This is a genomic window from Sciscionella sediminilitoris, from assembly GCF_000737195.2.
Taxonomy (GTDB): Bacteria; Actinomycetota; Actinomycetes; order Mycobacteriales; family Pseudonocardiaceae; genus Sciscionella; species Sciscionella sediminilitoris.
In genome coordinates this window covers 1-23,430 of sequence record NZ_JALM01000037.1, presented here as the reverse complement: position 1 = coordinate 23,430, position 23,430 = coordinate 1, and the positions used below count along the sequence as shown (strand labels likewise).

General features: G+C 69.2%; 22 protein-coding genes. 7 read left to right on the top strand and 15 right to left on the bottom strand.

Going from position 1 to position 23,430, the window contains the following annotated elements; translation table 11 throughout:
- Positions 1-2: 2 nt before the first annotated feature.
- Positions 3-935 (bottom strand): cation diffusion facilitator family transporter, encoded by a 933-nt coding sequence (locus tag AD72_RS17965; RefSeq protein ID WP_031467687.1) that lies wholly within the window; start codon positions 933-935, stop codon positions 3-5.
- A gap of 121 nt (positions 936-1,056) precedes the next feature.
- On the opposite strand from AD72_RS17965, the gene AD72_RS36655 reads away from it, so the two are divergent.
- On the top strand, positions 1,057-1,695 hold the full coding sequence (locus AD72_RS36655; RefSeq protein WP_051898739.1) for a TetR/AcrR family transcriptional regulator: 639 nt from the start codon (positions 1,057-1,059) through the stop codon (positions 1,693-1,695).
- Here AD72_RS36655 and AD72_RS17955 read toward each other — a convergent pair.
- The 6 genes from AD72_RS17955 to AD72_RS17930 all read right to left on the bottom strand — a co-directional run bounded on the left by AD72_RS17955 (position 1,678) and on the right by AD72_RS17930 (position 8,429).
- Positions 1,678-2,742, bottom strand: a complete 1,065-nt coding sequence (locus tag AD72_RS17955; protein ID WP_031467685.1) for a helix-turn-helix domain-containing protein — start codon at positions 2,740-2,742, stop codon at positions 1,678-1,680. The genes AD72_RS36655 and AD72_RS17955 overlap by 18 nt on opposite strands.
- A gap of 168 nt (positions 2,743-2,910) precedes the next feature.
- Complete coding sequence (locus tag AD72_RS17950; protein WP_031467684.1) at positions 2,911-4,023, bottom strand: glycosyltransferase family 4 protein; 1,113 nt, start codon at positions 4,021-4,023, stop codon at positions 2,911-2,913.
- A gap of 7 nt (positions 4,024-4,030) precedes the next feature.
- Positions 4,031-5,401, bottom strand: coding sequence for a gluzincin family metallopeptidase (locus AD72_RS17945; protein WP_156365248.1), 1,371 nt, complete (start codon positions 5,399-5,401; stop codon positions 4,031-4,033).
- A 62-nt stretch (positions 5,402-5,463) separates the two neighbouring features.
- A complete protein-coding gene (locus tag AD72_RS17940; protein ID WP_031467682.1) occupies positions 5,464-6,507 on the bottom strand; it encodes an NlpC/P60 family protein in 1,044 nt (347 codons plus the stop codon).
- A gap of 295 nt (positions 6,508-6,802) precedes the next feature.
- Positions 6,803-7,039 (bottom strand): hypothetical protein, encoded by a 237-nt coding sequence (locus tag AD72_RS17935; RefSeq protein ID WP_031467681.1) that lies wholly within the window; start codon positions 7,037-7,039, stop codon positions 6,803-6,805.
- A gap of 103 nt (positions 7,040-7,142) precedes the next feature.
- The gene (locus AD72_RS17930) at positions 7,143-8,429 is read right to left on the bottom strand and encodes an NYN domain-containing protein (protein WP_031467680.1); all 1,287 of its coding nucleotides are present in this window, start codon (positions 8,427-8,429) and stop codon (positions 7,143-7,145) included.
- Between the two features lie 76 nt (positions 8,430-8,505).
- On the opposite strand from AD72_RS17930, the gene AD72_RS17925 reads away from it, so the two are divergent.
- The gene (locus tag AD72_RS17925; protein WP_031467679.1) at positions 8,506-10,182 is read left to right on the top strand and encodes a DEDD exonuclease domain-containing protein; all 1,677 of its coding nucleotides are present in this window, start codon (positions 8,506-8,508) and stop codon (positions 10,180-10,182) included.
- Here AD72_RS17925 and AD72_RS17920 read toward each other — a convergent pair.
- Positions 10,157-11,497: an MFS transporter gene (locus tag AD72_RS17920; RefSeq protein WP_197285005.1), complete on the bottom strand. Its 1,341-nt coding sequence runs from the start codon at positions 11,495-11,497 to the stop codon at positions 10,157-10,159. The genes AD72_RS17925 and AD72_RS17920 overlap by 26 nt on opposite strands.
- A 98-nt stretch (positions 11,498-11,595) precedes the next feature.
- On the opposite strand from AD72_RS17920, the gene AD72_RS17915 reads away from it, so the two are divergent.
- Positions 11,596-12,213, top strand: coding sequence for a TetR/AcrR family transcriptional regulator (locus AD72_RS17915; RefSeq protein WP_156365247.1), 618 nt, complete (start codon positions 11,596-11,598; stop codon positions 12,211-12,213).
- Positions 12,210-12,497, top strand: coding sequence for an Lrp/AsnC family transcriptional regulator (locus tag AD72_RS17910; protein ID WP_031467676.1), 288 nt, complete (start codon positions 12,210-12,212; stop codon positions 12,495-12,497). Before AD72_RS17915 ends, AD72_RS17910 begins: the two co-directional genes overlap by 4 nt.
- A 49-nt stretch (positions 12,498-12,546) precedes the next feature.
- Here the strand turns inward: AD72_RS17910 and qcrB are convergent, their stop codons facing one another.
- The 4 genes from qcrB to ctaE are packed head-to-tail and all read right to left on the bottom strand — an operon-like array spanning position 12,547 to position 16,959.
- Complete coding sequence (qcrB, locus tag AD72_RS17905) at positions 12,547-14,220, bottom strand: cytochrome bc1 complex cytochrome b subunit (RefSeq protein WP_031467675.1); 1,674 nt, start codon at positions 14,218-14,220, stop codon at positions 12,547-12,549.
- On the bottom strand, positions 14,217-15,458 hold the full coding sequence (gene qcrA, locus AD72_RS17900; protein ID WP_031467674.1) for a cytochrome bc1 complex Rieske iron-sulfur subunit: 1,242 nt from the start codon (positions 15,456-15,458) through the stop codon (positions 14,217-14,219). The genes qcrB and qcrA overlap by 4 nt, the downstream gene beginning before the upstream one ends.
- Positions 15,455-16,297 carry a cytochrome bc1 complex diheme cytochrome c subunit gene (qcrC, locus tag AD72_RS17895; RefSeq protein ID WP_031467673.1) on the bottom strand — a complete coding sequence of 281 codons (843 nt, stop codon included), beginning with the start codon at positions 16,295-16,297 and terminating at the stop codon, positions 15,455-15,457. The genes qcrA and qcrC overlap by 4 nt, the downstream gene beginning before the upstream one ends.
- 59 nt (positions 16,298-16,356) lie before the next feature.
- Entirely contained in the window at positions 16,357-16,959 is a 603-nt protein-coding gene (gene ctaE / locus AD72_RS17890; protein ID WP_484592863.1) for an aa3-type cytochrome oxidase subunit III, read from the bottom strand.
- 171 nt (positions 16,960-17,130) lie between these two features.
- Here ctaE and AD72_RS17885 point away from each other — a divergent pair, with 171 nt between their 5' ends.
- Positions 17,131-17,538, top strand: a complete 408-nt coding sequence (locus AD72_RS17885) for a response regulator transcription factor (protein WP_020495247.1) — start codon at positions 17,131-17,133, stop codon at positions 17,536-17,538.
- A gap of 26 nt (positions 17,539-17,564) precedes the next feature.
- The gene (gene trpD / locus AD72_RS17880; protein ID WP_031467671.1) at positions 17,565-18,602 is read left to right on the top strand and encodes an anthranilate phosphoribosyltransferase; all 1,038 of its coding nucleotides are present in this window, start codon (positions 17,565-17,567) and stop codon (positions 18,600-18,602) included.
- 73 nt (positions 18,603-18,675) lie between these two features.
- On the opposite strand, the gene AD72_RS17875 is transcribed toward trpD, so the two are convergent.
- Both AD72_RS17875 and ctaC read right to left on the bottom strand, forming a co-directional pair.
- Entirely contained in the window at positions 18,676-19,095 is a 420-nt protein-coding gene (locus tag AD72_RS17875; RefSeq protein ID WP_031467670.1) for a cytochrome c oxidase subunit 4, read from the bottom strand.
- Between the two features lie 71 nt (positions 19,096-19,166).
- A complete protein-coding gene (ctaC, locus tag AD72_RS17870; protein ID WP_425480774.1) occupies positions 19,167-20,084 on the bottom strand; it encodes an aa3-type cytochrome oxidase subunit II in 918 nt (305 codons plus the stop codon).
- Between the two features lie 171 nt (positions 20,085-20,255).
- Between ctaC and asnB the strand changes: the two genes are divergently transcribed.
- Positions 20,256-22,184 carry an asparagine synthase (glutamine-hydrolyzing) gene (asnB, locus tag AD72_RS17865; protein WP_031467668.1) on the top strand — a complete coding sequence of 643 codons (1,929 nt, stop codon included), beginning with the start codon at positions 20,256-20,258 and terminating at the stop codon, positions 22,182-22,184.
- 66 nt (positions 22,185-22,250) lie between these two features.
- On the opposite strand, the gene AD72_RS17860 is transcribed toward asnB, so the two are convergent.
- Positions 22,251-23,186, bottom strand: a complete 936-nt coding sequence (locus AD72_RS17860) for a carbohydrate kinase family protein (RefSeq protein ID WP_051898743.1) — start codon at positions 23,184-23,186, stop codon at positions 22,251-22,253.
- Positions 23,187-23,430: the final 244 nt, after the last annotated feature.

Here is a 23,430-nt window from a genome sequence, read left to right as displayed (position 1 = left end):
GCTCACACACTCCGGTACACGGCGCCGTGCGCTTCCTCGCAGTGCACCGGGCCTGCCTCGCCCGGCCGGACGTGGTCCACCTGCAGCGTGGCGTGCTCGATGGCGTGTTCGGCGGCCAGCAGCCGCGCCAGATCCGCCCGCACGGCATGGCAGTCCTCGCCCGGGGTGATCAGCACATGCGCGGACAGCGCGGGCATTCCCGAGGTGATCTCCCAGACGTGCAGGTCGTGCACCTCGGCGACATGCGGCCGGTCGGCGAGCAGCGCGCCGATCGTGTCCGGGTCCAGACCGGCGGGCGCTGCCTCCAGGAAGATCCGGCTCGAATCGCGGACCAGTCCGACTCCGGCCTTGACCATCAGGGCGACCACGACCAGTGAGGCGATCGCGTCGGCGCGGGCGAACCCGGTCAGCAGCATGACCAGTCCGGCGACCGCGGTGGCGAGGAACGCGAACAGGTCGTTGAGAATGTGCTGGAATGCGCCCTCCACGTTCAGGCTGGACCGGTTGGCCTTGCTGATCATCCAGGTGGCGATCAGGTTCACCACGACCCCGAGCAGGGCCACGATCAGCACCAGTGAGCCGGTGACCTCCGGCGGATCGATCAGCCGGGTGATCGCCTCATAGGTCAGCCAGGCGGCGAGCACCAGCAGGGTGATCCCGTTCGCTTGTGCCGAAAGGATTTCCGCGCGCTTCCAGCCATAGGTCATCCGGCCCGAGGCGGGGCGCGCGGCGAGCCGGATCGCCCACAGCGCCAGCGCGATCGAGGCGGCGTCGGTGAGCATGTGCGCGGCATCCGAGAGCAGCGCGAGCGATCCGGCGAGCAAACCGGCGACGACCTCGCCGAGCATGAAAACACCGATGACCGCCAGGGCACCGGCCAGCCACCGTTTGTCCGATTCCCCGCTCGCGTGCCCATGTCCGTGTCCAGCGCCCATCCGGGTCACCCCCTTCATCGTCCCACTACGGCAATCATATGCATGTATCGCTATGTGTGCAACTGTCGTGCGGGGCCGGTGTCGCGTGATCGCGAGCGGAAACGGCTATGGTGGGCCGAGGATGTCATCAGCCACCCCGCCGCCCGACGACCTGCTCCGCGACAAGCCCGCGAGCGCACAGCGAGTCCGCCTGGACGTCGGGGAACGGCGCGCCCTGCTGATGGAGACCGGCATCCGGTTGTTCACCGAGCACCGCTACGACGAGGTCGGCATCGGCACGATCGCCAGGGCCGCCGGTATCTCCCGGGGCCTGCTGTACCGCTACTTCCCGGACAAGGTGTCGTTCTTCGCCGCGGTGGTCGCCGACCGGCTCGCGGACCTCGCCGAACGGTGCCGGCCGGATCCCGCGCTCGATTCCATCGACGGTGCGCGCGCGGCGATCGACGCCTATCTCGAGTTCGCCGCGCAGCGCCCGCAGTGGTACATCTCGATGTATCGCGGTTCCGCCTCCTCGGCGGCCCCGGTTCGCGAAGTGCTCGAGCGGTTCGACGCCGGGCTCGTCGACGGCTTGCTGACGATGTTCGGCGCGGAGAACACACCACTGACCGGGGTCCTCGTGCGCGGCTGGCTCGCCTACCTCGCCGCGGCCGGGATCGCCGTGATCGACGGCGCGAATGTCGACCACGCGGAGCTGCGCGAGCGCTGTGTGCGCGTGGTTTCGGCGGTCGCCGAGGCCGCGGCCCTACCCGAAGGCCCCTGACCGGACCTCCCGCCCGGCGAACGATCCGTACAGCGCGAGGAGCCTGCGGCCGCGCGCGGTGGTGGTCACCCGGACCATGCGCCCTTCCCGGTGCCGCACGACCAGTCCGCAGCGGACGAGCCAATCGATGTGATGGGTCACCGCGGCCGGGGTGAGATGCGTGGCACGGGCCAGTTCGGACATCACGCGATCGTGCTCGGCGAGGCGCAGCAGTTGGGCACGTGGCGTGGACAGGAGCGCGTCGAGTTCCGCATCGGCGTCCGGATCGGGGCCACCTCCCGGTCGCGGACGGGCCGGATAGGCGAAGTAGACCTCATCCGGGCGGTCGAGATTGGCCACCGTCAGGTGCAAACCGGCCAGCAGCGGATTGAGCAGCAGGGTGCGCCGGCCGATCCGGCTGTCGATGCCGTCGGGATCCGGGAACTCGAAGCCGGACGGGGCGGTGCGCCCTCGGGGATGGGCGGCGGCGAGCGCCACATCCAGCGAACCGGTCACCGCGGCCTGACCGATCCGCTGAGCCTCCTCCTCGCGCAGCCCACGCTGGCGATCCCATTCGGCGGCCACGACCTCCCAGAGCAGTTCCAGCCCATCGGTCAGCTCGTGCAACCACCTGCGTGGCGCGGACCGGATCGCGTCCCAGTGCGGCGGCGGATGGCCGTCGAAGGTCTGCTCGACATCCGCACCGAGTTCGGCGGCCGAGGTCGAACGCAGTCGATCGAGGTGTTCGCGCATCGCTTTCCCGGCGGACATGGTCGACGCGGTGAGGTCCACGACCGGCGTCAGGCAGTCCGGGGACAGGGACGCACCGGGCTCGACGACCCGGCCGAGCGCGACGAGGCTCTCCGCGCGCAGCACCGAACAGGCCCTGGCGAACACCGAATCCCGGCCGAGGGCGCGGTCCCGGAGCCCGGCACAGGCCAGGGCGAGCACGCTCGCGTACGGATCATCGACGACCCGCACCGGGACCGCGCGATCGAGCAGTACATGTGTGGAGCGCAGCCGGTGCCCCGGAGGCATCGTGGCCTCCGGTACGAGGTCGAGGGTCATCGAGGCCCCCGGCATCCAGGACGACCGGGCCGGGCGGAACGCATCCCCCTACCTCCCGCGCCGTTCATGGGCTCGAATGAACCCCGTTCATTAGTCTCCATGGAAGCTAGTGGGTGAGATCGGTCCTGTCAAAGCCACCGGATGCCGTCGCCGTGCCGGATTTCGGCGCTAGCCCTCGAGCAGTTCGGCGAGCCGGCGCGCCCGCTGCTCCCAGCTCCAGTGTTCGAGCACCCGTTCCCGGCCCGCCGCGCCCATCCCGCGTGCCTCGAGCGCACGCAGCACGGCCCGGGTCACCGCGCCGGTGTCCCGCCCGTCCACGGTGAATCCGGTCTCCCCCGTGCGCACGCTTTCCGGTGCGCCACCGGAATTTCCGGCCACCACGGGGATCCCGCACGCGGCCGCCTCGAGGAAGACCATCCCGAAACCTTCCACGTCGAGCCCGAGTCCCCTGGTGCGGCACGGCATCGCGAACACATCGGCGGCGTTGTACCAGTCGGCGAGCTCGCTCTGGGGCACCGCGCCCGCGAAGACGACCCGATCACCGAGCCCGGCACGGTCGGCAAGGCCGCGCAGCCGCGGGGTGTCGCGCCCGGTTCCGGCGACGAGCAGCACGGTATCCGGTGCGGCTGCGAGGACCCCGGGCAGCGCGGCGAGCAGGGTGTCGACTCCCTTGCGCGGCACCAGGCGGGAAAGGCACAGCACCACGCGCTGCTCGCCGAGCCCGAGTCGCAGCCGGATTCGCTTGCCCGCCAAGGGATCGGGACGGAACCGTGCGGTGTCGACGGCGGGCGGGAGGTACTCGAATCCGGTAGCCGGGCCGAACGCCGAGGCGATCCTGGACCGGGTGTAGTGGCTGACGAAGGTGACCGCATCGGTGTGTTCCCCGATGCGCCGCAGCACCGAACGGGCACCCGGCAGCATCGACCAGCCCACCTCGTGGCCGTGCGTACTGGCCACGATCCGGCGCGCCCCGGCCCGGCGCAACGGGGCGGCCAGCAGGCCGAGCGGGGCCGCCGCGCCGAACCAGACAGCGCGGCAGTCGTGCTCGGCGAGCAGCCGCCGCGCGGTGTGCAGCACCGGCCGCGTGGGCAACAGCATCCCGGTGTGCCGGACGACCGGGAATGGCAGGCGGGCATCGTGTTCGGCGGCATCTTCCGCGTGCGGGCCGAGTACCACCAGCGAGGCGGGGTCCAGCCTGCGCGCCAATTCGTCCACATAGGACTGAATGCCACCGAGCGCGGGCGGGAAGTCGTTCGTGACGAGCAGAGTCCTGGTGGTCATGGCCGGGTCATCGCAGCACGGAATGCAGGTATCCCTGCCAGTTGCGCACCAGCCCGTCCAGGTCCACGCCGAGATCGCGCTGGGTGATCCGGCCGAGCCGCGCCTCGTCGATCTTGCCGAGGCGGGACACATCCAGGAAGAACCGCACCAGCTTCGGCTGCCCGTACCGCGCGCTGATCGAGGCGCACAGGGTCCAGCCCTGTTGGTAGGCGAGATCGAGGGTGTTCGCATCGGCCTGGAAATCCGTGTCCGCGGGCAGTTCTTCCGGCACATCCCCGTCGCGCACCTCGGCGGCCAGATCGGGCGCGGCCTTGGCCACCGGGATCCCGCTCGAGACGTACCCGACGTAGTCGGCGAAGCCCTCGGTCAGCCACATCGGCGCACCGTCCACGGTGTCCTTGCGCGCGGCGATATGGGTGATCTCGTGGCGCAGCACGATCGACAGCGCTTGCGGGGACAGCTGCGCGGCGCCGTCCGGATTGAGCACCACGCGCTGGCCGGTGGCAACGTGTTCGCGGGCGTTCACCGAATCGGCGACGGCGACCGCGGCGATCGTGTTCGCCGCGAATTCCGGCCCGACGAGCGAGCGCAGTTCCTCGGCGCCGCCCGGGACGAACACGGCGACCTTGCGCGACCAGCCGTTGCCCCAGACCGCGGTGACCGCGCGCACCGCGGCGTCCAGTTGCGCGCCGACGGCCTGGGCGCTCGCCTTGCCCGCCTGGTGGTACAGCACCAGTCCGGACTGGGTCCGCAAGGTCTGGCACGGCCCGTAGTCCCAGGGACCGCGCCAGGTCTTGCCGGGACCGAGCGCGGTGTCCGAGCTCAGGTACCAGTGGTTTCCCTTGCGGGCGAACAGGTATCCCATCGGCCGGGTGGTCGGGCGCTCATCGATCCCGGCGAGCGCGTAGCCCAGCTCGACCTTGGGCGCCCAGAGCTCGTCCGGGTCACCCGGCTGCGGTGCCAGCCCGGCCGGGTCGGTGGCGAATCGGGGATCGAGTTCGTAGTACCAGGTGGCCAGCGGCACCCCGCGCAGATTGTCGAAGAGCCTGGACTGGGCCGCACGGAAGGCTTCGGGTGCCGCGGGGTCGATCCCGGCGAGGAAAGCCGCGCGGTTCCCGGTGCGCACCGCCTCGGCCCGGCCGCGCAGCAGTTCGCGGACCTCGCGGATACGCGGCGCCGGCCGGGCCGCCTCACTCGGCTTGCTGCTCGGCTGCGCCGCCACCGGGGCGGGCCGCGGATTCGGCGGTGCGGCGCTCGGCTGCGCCTGCCGGACGTAGCCGAGCAGTACGAAGATCGCGGCGAGGAGCACGACGAGGATCACGGCGCCGATCAGGCCGCGTCGGATCGCCACCTTGTTCGATGGCCGGGGCGTGCTCACGCGCGACATAGTAGCCCCGCGGTCATCGACCACGGGGCTCTATGGTTGCTGTGCCGGTTCGGTCAGCCGATGCGGCGCGCGCCGGAGTAGTCACTCTGCAGCGGCTCCACTTGCACGTTCTGGCCGAAGTTCGGGGCGTTGACCATCTTCCCGTCGCCGACGTAGATGCCGACGTGGTGCACGGGGCTGCCGAAGAACACCAGGTCACCCGGCTGCAGCTCGCTGCGCGAAACCTCCTTGCCCGCGCTGGCCTGCGCCTGCGAGGAACGCGGAAGCGAGTAGCCGGCCTGCTTGAACGCCCAGGAGGTCAGCCCGGAGCAGTCGAAACCGGACGGGCTGGTGCCGCCCCACACGTACGGGACACCGATCTGCCCGAGCGCGGCCTGCATCGCCTTGCCGCCGATCCCGGAGCCCGGAATGTACACGCCGCTGTCCCCGCTGCCCTGCTTCATCGAGCTCTGCAGTCCGGGGCTGAGCTTGTCGAGCGCTTCCTTGACGGTGCTGATCTGGCGCTGCACCGATTCGTGCTTCTCCTTGATGTCCGAGATCAGCTGCGCCGCGGAGTTCTTGGCGTCCTCGGCGCGCTTCTGCGCGTCCAGGGTGGCGCCCTTCGCCTGCTGCGCACGCTTGGTGGCGCCGGCGAGCCGCTGCAGCGATTCGTCGTTGTCGGAGGAGATGACCTGGATCGCCGAGGCCCGGTCGAGGAAGTCCCGCGGGGAGGCTCCGGTCATCAGAACGGAGAGCTTGGAGAACCGCGCGCCCTGGTAGGTCGCGTTGGACAGCTTGTCGACCTGTCCGCGGAACTGGCTCTCCTGCTTCTGCGCGTCCTGCACCGCCTGCTCGGCCTTGGCCTCGTCCGCCTTGGCCTTGTCCAGCTCGGCCTTGCGCGCGTCGAGGTCGTCCTTGGCCTTCAGGTAGGACTGCTGAACCTTCTCGGCCTCGGTGGTGAGCTGCTTGTACTGCTTAAGCGCGTCGGCGGGGTTGTCCGGGGTCGACGTGTCGTTCGGCTGTGCCGACGCCGGTAGTCCGACCATGCCGACCGCCGCGGCGACGGCGGTGGCGGCCAGTGCGCCACGAGTGGTGCGCTGGAGTCGTTGCTGCGCCACGTGCGGAATACTCCTTCGGCTATCCGACCGCCTGCGGACACCGAGACCCGCTCGAGGCCAGCACCGTCCCACACACGAACAAAACGTGCCCGACTGGTGCGCCGTGAACGCGCCCGATGCCTACCCGGTCCCCGACAACCGAACGGCGGTGAACTCGCGTCGCCGTCGTTGTGACGACCGTCCTCCGCGAGGTCTCGAACAGGTTACGAAACAACCCCCGCAGCGTCCAGCTTGGGGTGGGTTATGTCGCGATCTTGCGCTGAACGGACACTCCCACGCGACGAACGCGCGTACCCTATCCGGCCCGCTGTCGCTTTCCCGATTCGTCGATCACCGTCAGTGGGAGCGCGCGTACTTTCGAGACCATGCCCGCCTCGGCGAGCACCTCGATCGCGCGCCGGTGCTCCGCGTCGAGTCCCGCGCCGAGCGGGGTTTCCGGCTCCGCGGCGGGCGGCCCGCCGAACAGCACGCTCACCACGCAGTCCTCGCACGCCTTGCCGCGGACCGGGCACCGCTCGCAGTCGATGATCATCTCGTCCTCCTCGTTCCGGCCTTGTGGTGTTTCCGCCGTCACGATAGGAGCGACCACCGACAGTTCCGGGTTCCTCACCAGGAACCCGCTGCTCAGCGACCGCTCAGACGCGGGAGAGCCGGGAGACGAGCACCGCGGAGGACACGGCATGCGCGCCCCTGCCCCGCACCGCGCGGACCACGTCCTTGTCCGAGGTCGCCACGACGAGCGGGCGCCCGCCCGGTTCGGCCGCGACCAGGTTCTTGATCACGTCGTCGGCGAGCACCCCCGGATCGGAGAACAGCACCCGCACGCCGCGCGGCCACACCTTGTGCGCGGTGACCCCGGCACCGTCGAACGCGAGGGTGATCTCCGCCCCGGTGCGTGCGGCCAGCGCGGCGAGCTGGCGCGCGATCCGGTCCCGCTGGTCGGCGAGGGACAGTTCGGGGTACCCGGTCTTGGTGACGTTGTAGCCGTCCACGATCAGGTGCGCCGCGGGCATCCGTAGCAGCGAGTCCAGCGCGCCGACATCCCGGAGCTGGGTGCTGCGGCCGTACGCGATGCCCGCACCTTCGACGAGGTCGGCGGGCCGCATCCCGAGTTCCCCGATCCCGAGCTCACCGCGCAGCCCGGCGGCGGCACCCTCGATCGTCTCGACGAGCAGGGCGAGCCGGGTCTCGTCGGCCTCTCGCGCCTGGCGGGCGGCCAGGCGCGCGGCCCGCACTTCCTGCCGCGCGGTCTCGGCACGTTCCCGTTCGGCCTCGGCACGCGCGCGCTCGGCGTCCCGTTCCGCGGCGATCCGCTTGACCTCGAGCTCGGCCTCCGCGCGGACCTCGGCCAGCGCGGCACTCGCGGCGTCCGCCTCATCGCGCGCGGCCCGCAGCTGGGTGCCCTTCTCGCGCAGCCGGGAGCGCAGTTTGTCGGCCTCGGCGTTGCCGTCCCCGCGCTCGGTCCTGGCGGCCCGTAGCTCGGCCAGTTCACCGGAGAGCCGTTCGAGCTTGGCCAGCGCCCCGTCCCGTTCGGCACGCATGCTCGAATCGGCGGCGCGCATCGCCACGAAGGCGGCCAGATGCGCGGCGGCCGGATCGGCGGTGAGCACCGCGGCGGCCGCGGCGTGCACCGGGTCCGGCGCGGAGACCTCCAGCGCGTCCGGGCGGTTCTCCCGCGCCCACTCCAGCACGAGTTCGCGGAACCGGTCCCCCTCGCCGAGCGCGGCGAGCAGCACCGACTCCCCCGCGCTCGCCCGTTTGGCCGGGGCGAATCCGGCGACGGTGCGCACCTGGGTGGACAACTCCCCGCGCGGGATCACGGCGAGCGCATCGGCACAGATCGCGGCGAGCCGGGCACGCAGTGGCGCGGCGAGCGCCGGCACATCGACGCCCCCGTTCGGCTGCTCCTGCTGCGTGTCCACCCATCCAGGGTAATCGCTATGCGCCCGGTCGTGCTCGCCGATTGTTGTCGGTGCCCGTGTCTAGGGTGCTGCGGCGATGGGGCAACTGAGTTTTGACGAGTTGGGCACGCCGCTACGGGAGACCACATTCTGCGTGTTCGACCTGGAAACGACGGGTGGCGCGGCGGGCACGGACGCGATCACCGAGATCGGCGCGGTCAAGGTGCGCGGCGGCGAGGTGCTCGGGGAATTCGCCACCCTGGTCGATCCAGGACGTGGGATTCCGCCACAGGTGGTCGCGCTCACCGGGATCACCGACGCGATGGTCTGCCGGGCGCCGCGCATCGACGTGGTGCTGCCCGCTTTCCTCGAGTTCGCCGAGGGCAGCGTGCTCGTGGCGCACAACGCCCAGTTCGACCTCGGTTTCCTGCGTGCCGCCTGCGCGGCCCAGGAGTACCCGTGGCCGAAACCGGCGAGCCTGTGCACGGTGCGGCTGGCCCGCCGGGTGTTGTCCCCCGCCGAGGCACCGAGCTGCAAACTGTCCGCGCTCGCCCGCCTGTTCGGGGCGGCGACCGAACCGAATCACCGTGCCCTCTCCGATGCCCGGGCCACCGTCGACGTGCTGCACGGCCTGCTCGAACGGGTCGGCAACCTCGGTGTGCAGTCGCTCGAGGAGTTGCTCGGCTATCTGCCGAAGGTGACCGAGAAGCAGCGGCGGAAACGGACCCTGGCCAGGGATCTGCCGCACGCTCCCGGGGTCTACCTGTTCCGCGGTCCCGGCGATGAGGTGCTCTACGTCGGCACCGCGCGGGATCTGCGCAACCGGGTCCGGCAGTACTTCACCGCGAGTGAGACACGGGCCCGGCTGCGGGAAATGGTCGCGCTCGCCAAGCGGGTGGACTGGGTGGAGTGCGCGCATCCGCTCGAGGCACGGGTCCGGGAGCTGCGCCTGATCACCGCGCACAAACCCGCCTACAACCGCCGTTCCCGCAACCAGCACGGCGCGTGGTGGCTGACCTTCACCGAGGAGGCCTTCCCCCGGCTGTCGGTGGTGCGCAGGCCACGCGCGGACGCCTTCGGCCCGTTCCCCTCGCGCGCCAAGGCCGAGACGGCGGCCGCGGTACTGGCCGAGGCGACCGGACTGCGCACCTGCACCACCCGTATCCCGGCCCGCGGCGCGCACGGCTCCCCGTGCGCCGCCTTCGAGCTCGGCCGTTGCGCCGCGCCCTGTGCGGGGCACGAATCGACCGAGCGCTACCGGGAGCACCATCTCGCCTGCCGCGCGGTGCTGCGCGGGGCGGACAGCAGCGCACTCGATCCGCTCGCCGCGCGGCTCGGTGAGCTCGCCGAAGCGCGGCGGTTCGAGGAGGCGGCCACCCGCAGGGATCGGCTCGCCTCGGTGCTCGCGGCGCTGGACAGTGCCCAGCGGCTGGTCGCGCTCACCGCCATCGAGGAACTGGTGGCCGCGGCCCCGGACGGTTCCGGTGGCTGGGAGTTCGCGGTGATCCGGCACGGCAGGCTGGCCAACGCGGGCACCGCACCGCGCGGGGTCGCCCCGATGCCGGTCGTCGAGGCCCTGCTCGTCTCCGCGGAGACCGTGCTCGCCGGGGAGGATCCGCTGCACGGAGCGCCCCGGGAAGAGGCACTGGCGCTGCTCGGCTGGCTCGAATCCGACGGGGTGCGGCTGGTGCGCACCAGCCGTCCCTGGTGTTCGCCGTCCGGGGCGGCGGGCAGCTGGCGCGGGTTCGTCACGAAGGCACGGGCCGCGCACTGATCCGTTGCTCCCGTGGCAACAGGGTCGCCGCGAGCAGCACCGCGGCCAGGGCGGCGCAGGCGGTGAGCGCGAACGCGCTCGGAAAACCGGGCCCGGTGCTGGCCGCGGTCAGGATGGCGATCCCGGCCGCCCCGCTGCACTGCCGTGTCGTGTTGAGCAGCCCGGCCGCGATCCCGCCGCGGTCCGCGCCGACCCCGCGGGTGGCCACCACGGTCAGCGGGGTGAAACAGAGGCCGATCCCGAAACCGAGCAGCACCACCGGCAGCGCGATCCCGAGCGCATAGGACGTGGACGCGGTGGCGAACAGGGCGAGCGTGGCGAAGCCGAGCACGGCGACGGCGAGCCCGGTGACCGCGGTGGGCCGGGCCCCGAACCGGGAGGTCGCCTTGCCCGCGATCCGGCCACCGAGCACCGTGGCCACCGCGGAGGGCACGAAGGCCAGCCCGGCCTGCAGCGGTGGATAGCCCAGCACGCCCTGCAGGTAGAGCGAGAGCAGCACCGGGGTGGCGAAGAAACCGAGCCCGATCGCGAACATCGTCAGGTTCGCCCCGGCCACGGTACGCACCCGCAGCAGCCCGAGCGGCAGCATCGGCTCGCGTGCCAGGCGCCATTCGTAGCCCAGGAACGCCACCAGCGCGAGCACGCCGAGGACGCCGGGCAGCCAGTCGGCGGCGATGATCGCGTCCACCACCAGGCTCAGCCCGGCGGTCACCAGCACCGCCGCGGGCAGGTCGAGTCCCGGCCGCCTGCCGCCCGGCGCGCGTCCCGCGGCCGCGGGTGTGAGCAGCGCGGCGAGCAGCACGAACGGCACGTTGATCAGGAACACCAGTCGCCAGCCCGCCACCTCGGTGAGTACCCCGCCGAGCACGGTTCCCGAGGCACTGCCGAGCGCGCCGATCATGCTCCACATGGCCAGTGCCGAGGCCCTGCGCGGGCCGTCCGGGAGCGCCCGCGTGATCGCCGCGACCGAGGCGGGGATCAGCAGCGCGCCACCGAGCCCCTGCACCGCGCGGGCGGCCAGCAGCAGCCAGGCGCTCGGAGCCAGCCCGGCCGCCACGCTGCCCAGCGCGAACAGGCCCAGCCCCCAGCCGAGCATCCGGCGCACCCCGAACACATCCACACAGCGCCCGCCGAACAGCTGAAATCCGGCGAACACCAGCGTGTAGGCGTTCACCACCCAGGCGATTCCGGTCGCACCGAACCCCAGTTCCACGCGGATCCGCGGCAACGCGACCGCGACGATGGTCGCATCGAGGATCACCACGAAGGCGATCAGACAGGCCAGCGTGACCACGCGTTTCTCGTTCCGGTCCACCCAGTTTCCCTCCATCCTGAATTAGGTGAACCTAACCTAACATATTTAGTGATGACCTTTCACTAATAGCTCGAGCACCAGGCGACTACAGTGCTGACGTGGTGACGAAACGCGGACGCCCGGCGCGGTTGAGCATGGAGCGGATCCTCGCGGTCGCCATTCCGAAACACCCGGACCAGCTCACGATGCAGGCCGTCGCCGCCGAACTGGATGTGGCTCCCTCGGCGCTGTATCGCTGGGTGCGCGACCGGGAGCAGCTGCTCGACCTGGTCGCCGCGGAGCACAGCCGCAGGCTGCGTGCCGACACCCTGCCGACCCCGGCGGACTGGCGCGACTGGCTGGTGGAATACGCCTACCGGATGCGCGAAGGGCTGCGCGAGATTCCGGGATTCGCGGTGCGGCTGCTCAATGGCCCGCACCGGCACACCGGCCCGCCCGAGGTGCAGGCCGCCGTGGTCGAGGCCTTCCGGCTCGGCGGGGTGCCCGAGGACCGTGCCGAGCAGTACTGGCACGTGTACAGCTCGGCCATCATCGGCTGGGTCGCCGCGGAACAGAACGAGCACTATCAGCCGAGCCCCGCACCGGATTTCGACGTGCTCGTCGACGTGCTGCTGCGCGGCACCGAGCCGCTAGGCTGCGATGCGGATCAGCAGGGGCGATCCGGGACAGCAGGAATCCAGACCGGGCATCGCCCGAAGCGAGGAGGAGAACAGTGATCACCGCGTTCGTGCTCATCAACACCGAGGCCGATGTGCTTCCGGAAGCGGCGCAAGCGATCGCCGATATCGACGGGGTCTACGAGGTGTACTCGTGCGCGGGCGCGGTCGACCTGATCGCGATCGTCAAGGTCGCCGAACACGAGCAGCTGGCCGCGCTCGTGCCGGGCAGGATCAGCAAGGTGCACGGGGTGCTGGACACCGACACGCACATCGCGTTCCGCTCGTACTCGAACTCCGATGCGGAGTCCAGTTTCGAAATCGGCCTCGAATCGGGCGTCTGACACCCGACCCGAGGCCGATTCGGTCTTCTTTTCGGTTGGCGCTCTCCGGCTATTCGGTGGACCGGCCGGAGAGTTGTTCCGACTCGGACTCGGACTGCCCGTTCCCGGAGTGGCCGTTCTCGGTGTGCTCATGCTGTTCGGCACGGGCCCGCTCGAGCGCGGCCGTCTCCTCCGGCAGGTCCGCGGCCCGCCAGATCCCGGAGATGCCCTTACCGGTGTAACCCAGCTCGTTCATCTTCTTGGGAACCGAGGCGCCCTGGTATTCGAGCGGGATCGCGTGCCCGTGCTCATCGGTTCCGCCGAGCGGCTGGTGCACCTCGATGAACTCGCCGTGCGGCAGCCGCTTGATGATCCCGGTCTCGATCCCGTGCTCGAGCACCGCCCGGTCGGAGCGCTGCAGGCCGAGGCAGATCCGATAGGTCACCCAGTAGGCGATCGGCGGACCGATCAGCAGCAGGATGCGCCCGCCCCAGGTCATCGCGTTCAGCGAGATGTCGAACTTGAACGCGATGATGTCGTTCGCGCAGGAAATGAACATCACCGCGTAGAAGGTGATGGCCAATGCCCCGAGTGCGGTCCGTACCGGCGCGTCCCTCGGCCGCTGCAACAGGTTGTGGTGCGCGTTGTCCTTGGACAGCTTGCGTTCGATGACCGGATACATGACCGTCAGCCCGATCACGAGGCCGATCACGACCAGTCCGGGGAACACCGCGGGAATCGTGTAGTTCCCGAGATAGATCTCCCAGTCCGGCCAGATGCGCAGCAGGCCGTCGAACCAGGCCATGTACCAGTCGGGCTGCGAACCAGCGGACACCTTGCCGGTCGAGTACGGGCCGATGTTCCAGACCGGGTTGATCTGGAAGATCCCGCTCATGATGGCGAGCACGCCGAGCACGACCGCGAAGAACGAACCGCCCTTGGCCGCGAACACCGGCATGATGCGCACGCCGACCACGTTGTTCTCCTTGCGGCGCACCCCGGGGAACTGGGTGTGCTTCTGGTACCAGACCAGCGCCAGGTGGACCGCGATCAGGCCGAGCAGGATGCCCGGGAAGACCAGGATGTGGATCGTGTAGAAGCGCGGGATGAAGTCCTGGCCGGGGAACTCACCGCCGAAGATCAGCCAGTGCAGCCAGGTGCCGATCAGCGGCACACTCAGGATGCCGCCGGAGACCGCGGCGCGGACACCGATGCCGGAGAGCAGGTCGTCCGGCAGGGAGTACCCGGTGAAGCCCTCGAACATGCCGATGACCAGCAGCAGCGCGCCCACGAACCAGTTCGTTTCACGCGGGCGGCGGAACGCGCCGGTGAAGAAGATCCGGCACAGGTGCGCCACCATCGAGGCCACGAACAGCAGTGCCGCCCAGTGGTGCAGCTGCCGCACGAACAGCCCGCCGCGCACATCGAAGCTGATGTTCAGGGTGGACTCGTAGGCCCGCGACATGTCCACGCCACGCAGGCCCGTGAACGAGCCGTTGTAGGTGACCTCCTGCATCGAGGGGTCGAAGAACAGCGCCAGGTAGGTGCCGGAGAGCAGCAGGATGATGAAGGAGTACAGCGCCACTTCGCCGAGCATGAACGACCAGTGCGTCGGGAAGACCTTGTTCAGCTGGCGGCGCATCCCCTTGGCCAGGGTCAGCCTGCTGTCCAGCTCATCGGCGGCCTTGCCCGCCTGCTTCAGCGCGACCCCAGCTGTCTTCGTCGGGGTGGTCAGTGAGCTCATGGCCTCCGCTCCCAGTATGCCGGGCCGACCGGCTCGATGAAGTCACCCTTCGCGTACAGGTAACCGGTCTCCGGGTCGACGTCGATGGGCAATTGCGCCAGCGCGCGGGCCGCTGGGCCGAAGATCGGTTTCGCGTACTCCAGCGCGTTGAACTGCGACTGGTGGCACGGGCAGAGAATGCGGTTCGTCTGCTGCTCGTACAGCGAGGTCGGACAGCCGAGGTGGCTGCAGATCTTGGTGTACGCGTAGAAGTCGCCGTAGTTGAAGTTCTCCTGGCCCTTGCGCTTGATCACCTTCCGCGCGTCCGAACTGCGCAGCCGGATCAGCATGACCGGGGTGTCGACGCGGTGCAGCTGCTCCTTGTTCTCCTCCCAGAGCTTCTCCGCCTCCTCGCGCACCCGGTGATCGGTGGTGTCCTCGCGCATCAGCACCGCGCGCAGCTTCTCGGGATCGTTCTGCGCCTCGAGCACCTTCTGCTTGAGCTCGTTCGGCACGTGCAGCGGGTACACCGTCTGCATGCCGCCCGCGTCCATGTCGCCGGGGCGGACCAGCTCGATCTGGTCGGGCTTGCCGTTGTCCTTGCGCAGGAACACGGTCTTGGCCTTGCTGTCCTCGCGCCATCCGGTCCAGCGCAGCGTGTCCTTCGGATCGGTGTGCGACTTCGCCCACGGGTTCTTGATGAGCCCGCCGAGCGGCAGGATCAGCGCACCGATGCCGAGGATGCCCACCGCGGTACCGCCCGCGGTCTTGACCAGCGAGCGGCGCGCGATCGTGCTCCGGTTGCCCGCGTCCGCGAGTTCGGCGAGGACCGTCTGCCGGTCCACCTCCCCGGAGCGGCCGTCGTGCCGCTGCTGCACGGCGAGCTCGTGCGGGATGAACCGCTTGGTGTAGACGAGCGCGCCGATGCCGAGCGAGAGCACCGCGATGCCCAGCGTCAGGCCGACGAGCGGGGTGTAAAGGCTGTACAGGAACTGGTGCCCCGGCTCGGCGTACTGCCACGGCCACCAGAGGAACACGACGAAGAACAGCGCGGCGGCGAGCGCGCCGATCCCGAACCACATGGCCACGAGCCGCTCGGAACGCTTCTCCGCGCGAGTGCCCTTGACCGGCCACGGGTCGTTGTAGTCGACCAGCTCGACCCCGTCGAGCTTGGCGCCGAGCTCGACGAGCTCGTCCCGGCTCATCTCGGCCAGTTCTTCTTCGGAAGGAACCTTGGGTTCTTCTTCGTTCCCACTCATGCCTTAGCTCCGATCCACAGGGTCACGCCGACGAGCGCGCCGATCCCTACGATCCAGGCGATCAACCCTTCGGACACCGGACCGAACCCACCGAGCGCCGCGCCGCCGGGGTTGTTGTTCCCGTCCGAGACCGACTTGATGTATCCGATGATGTCTTTCTTCTCCGTCGGGGTCAGCTGCCGATCGGAGAACTTCGGCATGTTCTGCGGACCCGACTGCATCGCGGTGTAGATCTGCGATTCCGAGACGTTCTCCAGCTCGGGCGCGAACTTCCCGGAGGACAGTGCCCCTCCCCTGCCGGTGAAGTTGTGGCAGGAGGCGCAGTTGAGCCGGAACAGCTCACCACCGCGGGACGGGTCACCGCCGCGCAGCGCCGCGTCGGAGGTCTTCGGCTTCTCCGGACCGCCACCCTTGGTCTCGATGTAGGCCATCAGCGCGTCGATCTCGTCCGGCTTGAGCGCCGCCGGCTTGCGCGTGGCCTGCGCTTCCTGACGCATCATCGGCATCCGGCCGCTGGAGGTCTGGAAGTACACCGCGGCGGAACCGACCCCGATCAGCGTCGGCCCCTTGTCCTTGACGCCGTCGAGGTTGCCACCGTGGCAGGAAATACAGGTCTTGTTGTAGATCTCCTCGCCCTTGCGCACGGTCGCGGGATCACCGGCGGCGTGCGCGGTCTGCGCGTTCGGGGAGAGAGCGGAGTACAGCGCGCCAACGGCGATCAGTGCCACGGCGAGCGCCAGCAAACCCGCCACTTTCCGGCGGAACTTTGAACGCTTGGCCGCACGTTTGGCAACCGTAGGCTCCTGCGCCTGCGCGGTGCGGCTGGAGTTGGTGGTCATCTCGCGAGCTTCCTCGGGGAGTCAGGTTCGGGTGGTCGAAGAACGTCTCGGTCAGGAGGCTATGGCAACAACTCCACGCAGGCGAACAGCCCGATCCAGACGATGTCGACGAAGTGCCAGTAGTACGACACGACGATCGCCGAGGTGGCCTGCGCCGGCGTGAACTTGCTCATCTTGGTGCGCGCCAGCAGGAACACGAAGGCGACGAGCCCGCCCGCGACGTGCAGACCGTGGAACCCGGTCGACATGAAGAACGCGGTCCCCCACGCGGAGGAGGAGATCGTCGTCGCGTGTTCGGTGACGAGCGTGTAGTACTCGTTGGCCTGCCCGCCGAGGAAGATCAAACCCATGATCAGGGTGATCGTGTACCAGCGCCGCAGCCCGATCACGTCGCCACGCTCCGCGCAGAACACGCCGAGCTGACAGGTGAACGAGGACGCGACGAGGATGATCGTCCACACCGAGGACAGCGGCACGTCGAGTTCGGTCGGCGGCGGTGGCCATGGTCCGACGTTCTGCGCCTTCACCGTGAAGAAGATGGCGAACATGCCTGCGAAGAACATCAGCTCACTGGAGAGCCACACGATCGTGCCGACACTGACCATGTTCGGCCTGTTCAGCGAGTGCACCCGCTGCGCGATGTTGGGTGATGCCGTTGTCACGCACGCATTATGGCCCCACGCTCACCCGTACCCAGCAGCGGGTCCACCCGTGTGTCGGGAACCGTTCAAGATCACCTTCACGGGGACCCCACGAGGCGAGGATGGGCTCGCACCTGGGCTAACGGCTAGAGTGAACGTGACGAGCAACACGATTCGGCCTCTGGAGGAGCCTTGGGCGCGACCCGGACCATCCTTGTGTTCAGCCATCGGGCGCAGGTACGCGAGACGATCATCACCGCGATCGGGCGACGACCTGCCCCGGATGTGGGGAAGGTGACCTACCTGGAAGCCGATACGGTGGCCGACGTCATCTACTACGCGGACAACGGCCGGATCGATCTCGCGATCCTCGACGGGGAGGCGCAGCCGACCGGCGGGATGGGCGTGTGCCGGCAGCTGAAGAATGAGCTGACCGAGTGTCCGCCGATCGTGGTGGCGGTGCGCCGCGCCGACGACCGCTGGCTGGCCACCTGGTCCCGGGCGGACGCGGTGCTCGTGCAGCCGTTCGACCCGCTCACCGCGGCGGAGACGGTCGCGGAGGTGCTGCGCGGCGACCGGGCACCGGCCACATCCGGCTGAGTGCCGCATCGGCTGAAGGAGGATTCGTGAACACCTGGTCCGGACTGCTCGGTGCGCTCGTCGCCGGTGAGGATCTGGCGGGCGAGGACACCGAGTGGGCGATGGATCAGGTGATGACCGGGAGCGCGACGGCCGCTCAGATCGCCGGGTTCGCCATCGCGCTGCGGGCCAAGGGTGAGACCGCGGCCGAGATCGGCGGGATGGCCTCGGCGATGCTGGAGCACGCGAAACGGTTCCGGACCGACCGCACCTGCCTGGACATCGTGGGCACCGGGGGCGACCAAGCGGGGACGGTGAACATTTCCACGATGGCCGCCCTCGTCGCCGCCGCTGCCGGGAGTCCCGTGGTCAAGCACGGCGGCCGGGCGGCGAGCTCCAAATCGGGCACCGCCGACGTGCTCGAGGCCCTCGGCGTGGTCATCGAGCTGCCCGCAGACGCGGTGCGCCGCTGCGTGGCCGAGGTGGGGATCGGTTTCTGCTTCGCGCCCGCCTTCCATCCCGCGCTGCGGCACGCCATCGGCCCGCGGCGGGAGCTCGGCGTGCCCACCGCGTTCAACGTGCTCGGCCCGCTGACCAACCCGGCCCAGCCGGGGGCGGGCCTGTTCGGCTGCGCGAACGAGCGGTTCGCCCCGGTCATGGCCGAGGTGTTCGCCACGCGTGGCACCAGGGCGCTCGTGGTGCGCGGGGACGACGGGCTGGACGAGCTGACCACCACGGCGACCTCCACGGTGCGGATCGTGGCGGATGGAGGCATCCGGACGGTCGGTTTCGATCCGGTCCGCATCGGCGTGCCGCGGGTCGACGTGTCGGCGCTGCACGGCGGGGACGCGAACCACAACGCCCGGGTCGTGCGCGAGCTCCTGGACGGCAGGAAGGGACCGGTGCGCGATGCCGTGCTGCTCAACGCCGCGGGAGCGATCGCGGTGCACACGGACCCGCTGGACGGCGAACTCGAGGAACTGATCGAGTCCCGGATGGCCACCGCCGCCGAGGCCGTCGACTCCGGCGCGGCGCACCGGCTGCTGGAACAGTGGGCGAGCCTGACCAAGCGGCTGGCCGACTGAAAAAGGAACCGGACAGCGGAACGGGGCGCCACGATCACCGTGGCGCCCCGTTCCGATTACGACTGTCTCCCGCTCACTCCTTGTTCGGGCGCAGGTAGTACTCGAAGACGAAGCCGCCGACGGAGATCAGCAGCAGAACACCGGCGAGCACGATCGTCCACGTGTACCACAGCGCCATGGCCAGCCCGCCCATCGCGGCGGCGAAGGCCAGGGTCACCGGCCAGTAGCTGCCCGGGGAGAAGAAGCCGAGCTCACCGGCGCCGTCGGAGACCTCGGCGTCGTCGTTGTCCTCGGGACGTTTGGTGATCCGTCGCGCCACGAAGCTCAGGTAGGTGCCCGCGATGAGGCACAGCCCGCCGGTGAGCAGCAGCGCGACCAGACCGACCGGTTCGATTCCGTCGGTCGCCCACAGGCCGGTGCACACGCCGTACACGACGGTCATGATGAAGCAGAACCCGGCCACGAAGTGGAATATCCTGCCCTCGATTTTCACTGCGCTGTCCTCACTAACACTGCAAACACAAGCCTGGGATCGCTACTGCCAACGTACGCCGTACCCGGTCGCTAGCCGGACTCCTGGCGCGCCGTCCTGTCGGTGTCGAACGGCTTCGTCGTGACCGCGTGCGGGACACACAGCTCGCCGCAGTTCATCGCGGTGAGCGCCTCGGCCGCGGTGTACGGCTTGTTCGTCGCCGGATTGGTCTTCGTGCGCAGGTCCATGTACTGCTTGAACTCGTTGTCCGGCAGCGCGCGCACCTCGAAGTTCATCATCGAGTGGTACGTGCCGCACAGCTCGGCACAGCGCCCGACGAAGGAGCCCGGCCGGTCGATGCTGTTCTGGAACGAGTGGTCCTGGTTGTTCTTCTCCGGCTGCGGGAAGACGTCCCGCTTGAAGTGGAACTGCGGAACGAAGAACGAGTGGATCACGTCGTTCGAGCGCAGTTCGTAGTCCACGATCTTGTTCGAGGGCAGCACCAGCAGCGGGATCTCCTGCGAGGTGCCCGTCGTGGTCACCGTGCGCCCGTCCGGGGTCTTGTAGTCCGGGTACTCGAACTGCCAGTTCCACTGGAACCCGATGACGTTGACCTTCACATCCGGGTTCGGGACCTTCTTCTCCACCTTGTTCTGCACATCCACGGTGAAGTAGAACAGCACGGCCACCATGATCAGCGGCACGATGATGTAGAACGCCTCGAGCGAATGGTTGTACTGGAACTGGCGCGGGATCGTGTCCCCCTTGCGCCGGTGCGCGATGACCGGCCAGAGCATCAGCGCCCACACGATCACGCCGACGATCAGCGCGGCGATGACCGACCACGTCCACAACGTGACCATGGAGTCCGACTGCGGGGTCACACCTTTCGGCCAACCGAACCGCAGCACTTCCTGGCCCGAGCACCCGGTTGCCGCGAGCGCGACAACACCCATGGCGACGGCGAGCTTGGTCGCCCTTCCCGCCCGCGTGCCTCGGTTTCGGCTCACTTCGTGCCGCCTCCCTACACCTGTAAAACCCGCGCAACGCCTTATCGTTGCGGCAAGCGGAGCGTAGCCCAGCCAGTGCCCGCACGGGGTCGCGGGGTGATCACTTCGGCGCGGCGGCCATACTGGCTGCCAAGGACAGCCCGGCGATCCTTCGAAAGGTGTACCGAACACGTGTGTGGCCTGCTTGGACTGGTGTGCGGCAAGGAAACCGACGTCGAGCGCGCGCGGGGGGACGTGGCGGCGGCGATGCACTGCCAGCGGCACCGCGGCCCCGACGAGACGGGCACGCTGACCTGCGCGAACACGGTCTTCGGATTCAACCGGCTCTCGATCATCGACCTCGAGCACTCGCATCAGCCGTTGGTGTGGGGCCCGAAGGAGAGCCCCGAGCGGTACACGCTGAATTTCAACGGTGAGATTTACAACTACCTCGAGCTGCGCGAACAGCTGACCACCGAGCACGGCGCCCGGTTCAACACCTCCGGCGACGGCGAGGCGATCGTGGCCGCGTACCACTACCTCGGCGCGGCCGCGGTGGCCAAGCTGCGCGGGATGTTCGCCTTCGTGCTGACCGACACCGAGACCGGAATCACCTTCGGTGCGCGCGATCCGTTCGGTATCAAGCCGCTGTTCTACGCGCAGGGGCCCGGCGGGATCGGGTTCTCCAGCGAGAAGAAGTCGCTGCTCGAACTGGCCGGGGTGCTCGGGATCGAGCTCGCGCTCGACCGCACCGCGCTGCAGCACTACCTGACCCTGCAGTACGTCCCGGAACCGGAGACCCTGCACGGCACGGTGCGCCGGATCGAGTCCGGCACCTCCTTCACGGTCACCCCGGAAGGGGAGTTCAGCACCACGCGCTACTTCGAGCCGCGCTTCTCCCCCGTCCCGACCGGCTCGCTGTCCGCGTCGCAGCGGCTCTACCGGGAGATCACCGATGTCATGCGCGATTCGGTGGCCAAGCACATGCGCGCGGATGTCACGGTCGGCTCCTTCCTGTCCGGCGGCATCGACTCCACCGCGATCGCCGCGCTGGCCAAGGAGCACAACCCGAACCTGATCACCTTCACCACCGGATTCGAGACCGAGGGCTACTCCGAGGTGGATGTGGCCGCGGAATCGGCGGCCGCGATCGGGGTCAAGCACGTGGTGCGCACCGTCTCCGCGCAGGAGATGATGGACGCGGTTCCCCTGATCGTGTGGTACCTGGACGATCCGGTCGCCGACCCCGCGCTCGTTCCGCTGTGGTTCATCGCCCGCGAGGCGCGCCAGCACGTGAAGGTGGTGCTCTCCGGGGAGGGCTCGGACGAGCTGTTCGGCGGGTACACGATCTACCGCGAGCCGCTCTCCCTCGCCCCGTTCGAGAAGGTGCCCGGCGCGATCCGCCGCCTGCTCGGGTTCGCCTCGGCGAAGCTGCCGGACGGGATGCGTGGCAAGGACCTGCTCCGTCGTGGCGCGCTCCCCCTCGAGCAGCGCTACTACGGCAATGCCCGCCTGTTCCGCGACGACCAGCTGCGCGCGGTGCTGCGCGACTACCGCGAGGGCGTCGGGCACACGGATGTGACCGCCGCGCACTACGGCACCTCGGCGGGCTGGGACCCGGTCGCGCGCATGCAGCACATCGACCTGTTCACCTGGCTGCGCGGCGACATTCTGGTCAAGGCGGACAAGGTGACCATGGCGAACTCACTCGAGCTGCGGGTGCCGTTCCTGGACAACGAGGTGTTCCGGGTCGCATCGCGTATCCCGCTCGAGGAGAAGATCACCAAGGAGACCACGAAGCACGCGCTGCGCCGCGCGCTCGCCGAGGTCGTTCCCCCGCACGTGCTCAACCGGCGCAAGCTCGGCTTCCCGGTGCCGATCCGGCTGTGGCTGCGCGACGAGATGTACGACTGGGCACGCGGGATCATCACCGAATCGGGGACGGACGCGCTGCTGGACAAGCCCGCGATCCTGCGCCTGCTCGAGGAGCACCGCGCGGGCGGTCTGGATCACTCGCGGCGGCTGTGGGCGCTGCTGGTGTTCATGCTCTGGCACGGCATCTTCATCGAGGACCGCATCCATCCCGAGATCCCCGAGCCGCAGTACCCGGTGCAGCTCTGAGCCGACCCGGAACAGCGTTCAGCCCCCGCACGGTGCGCCGTGCGGGGGCTGAATACCGTCCGGTGATCAGGCGGGCAGGATCCGGCCGAGCTCGTCCGCCGCCTCGGCACCGAAGGCGCCCTTGACCCGCTCCAGCGCGTCGGCGCGGTCCAGGCTCCACTCCTGCGGGCCGACCGTCTCGAGCACGTGCACCGCGACGAGCGAGCCGAGCTGCGCGGACCGTTCGAGGCTCAGCCCCGCGTAGACCCCGCGCAGGAAACCGGCACGGAAGGCGTCCCCGACACCGGTCGGGTTCTCCTTCTTCCGCTCCGGGACGGCGGTCACCGTGAAGTCGGTGCCGTCCTTGCCGACCACGCGCACCCCGTCCGGGCCGAGCGTGGTCACCCGGTACTCGACGTGCTCCAGCACCTGCTGCTCCGACCAGCCGGTCTTGTTCAGCAGCAGTTCCCACTCGTAGTCGTTGGTGAACAGGTATTTGGCGCCCTCGACGAAGGAGATCACCTGCTGCCCGTCGAAACGGGCCAGCTGCTGGGAGGGATCCGCCGCGAACGGGAAGCCCCGGTCCCGGCACACCTTGGCCTGGTTGAGCATCGCGTCCGGATCACTCGGCGAGATCAGCACCAGGTCGAGCCCGCCGATGTTCTGCGCGATCGCGGCGAGGTCGATCTGACCGGTCTCGGCCATCGCACCGGCGTAGAACGAGGAGATCTGGTTCATCTCCTCATCGGTCGTCGACACGAACCGTGCGGTGTGTTTGGCCTGCGAGGTGTAGATCCCGGCACAGTTCACCCCGTGACGCTCGAGCCACTGGCGGTACTCCGCGAAATCCTCGCCGACCGCGCCGACGAGCACCGGGTCACTGCCCAGTAGCCCCATCGCGTAGGCGATATTCGCTCCGATCCCACCTCGGTGGATTTCCAGATCGTCGACCAGGAAGCTCAGCGAAATCTTGTGCAACTGATCGGCGAGAAGCTGCTCCGAAAACTTCCCTGGAAACCGCATCAAATGGTCGGTCGCGATACTTCCGGAGACGGCAACGGGCACGTCAGAACCCTTCGAATCGACAGCATGGACGGCGCCGGAAAACTCCAGCGCCGTTCGACTCTACCGACAATAGATCCCGATTCCGCAATACCAGTGTGACAATTCCACCCCACACAAACGACCCAGGGTGCCGAGTGGTCACCCTGGGTCGATTGGAAATCCGATTCCCGGGAGTCAAGTGGTGCGGAATCGGGATCTATTG

Excerpts from the sequence above, each read along its gene's own strand:
- AD72_RS17965 (WP_031467687.1), bottom strand. The coding sequence starts at position 935 with ATGGGCGCTGGACACGGACATGGGCACGCGAGCGGGGAATCGGACAAA.
- AD72_RS36655 (WP_051898739.1), top strand. The coding sequence starts at position 1,057 with ATGTCATCAGCCACCCCGCCGCCCGACGACCTGCTCCGCGACAAGCCC.
- AD72_RS17955 (WP_031467685.1), bottom strand. The coding sequence starts at position 2,742 with ATGACCCTCGACCTCGTACCGGAGGCCACGATGCCTCCGGGGCACCGG.
- AD72_RS17950 (WP_031467684.1), bottom strand. The coding sequence starts at position 4,023 with ATGACCACCAGGACTCTGCTCGTCACGAACGACTTCCCGCCCGCGCTC.
- AD72_RS17935 (WP_031467681.1), bottom strand. The coding sequence starts at position 7,039 with ATGATCATCGACTGCGAGCGGTGCCCGGTCCGCGGCAAGGCGTGCGAG.
- AD72_RS17925 (WP_031467679.1), top strand. The coding sequence starts at position 8,506 with ATGGGGCAACTGAGTTTTGACGAGTTGGGCACGCCGCTACGGGAGACC.
- qcrB (WP_031467675.1), bottom strand. The coding sequence starts at position 14,220 with ATGAGCTCACTGACCACCCCGACGAAGACAGCTGGGGTCGCGCTGAAG.
- qcrA (WP_031467674.1), bottom strand. The coding sequence starts at position 15,458 with ATGAGTGGGAACGAAGAAGAACCCAAGGTTCCTTCCGAAGAAGAACTG.
- qcrC (WP_031467673.1), bottom strand. The coding sequence starts at position 16,297 with ATGACCACCAACTCCAGCCGCACCGCGCAGGCGCAGGAGCCTACGGTT.
- AD72_RS17860 (WP_051898743.1), bottom strand. The coding sequence starts at position 23,186 with ATGCGGTTTCCAGGGAAGTTTTCGGAGCAGCTTCTCGCCGATCAGTTG.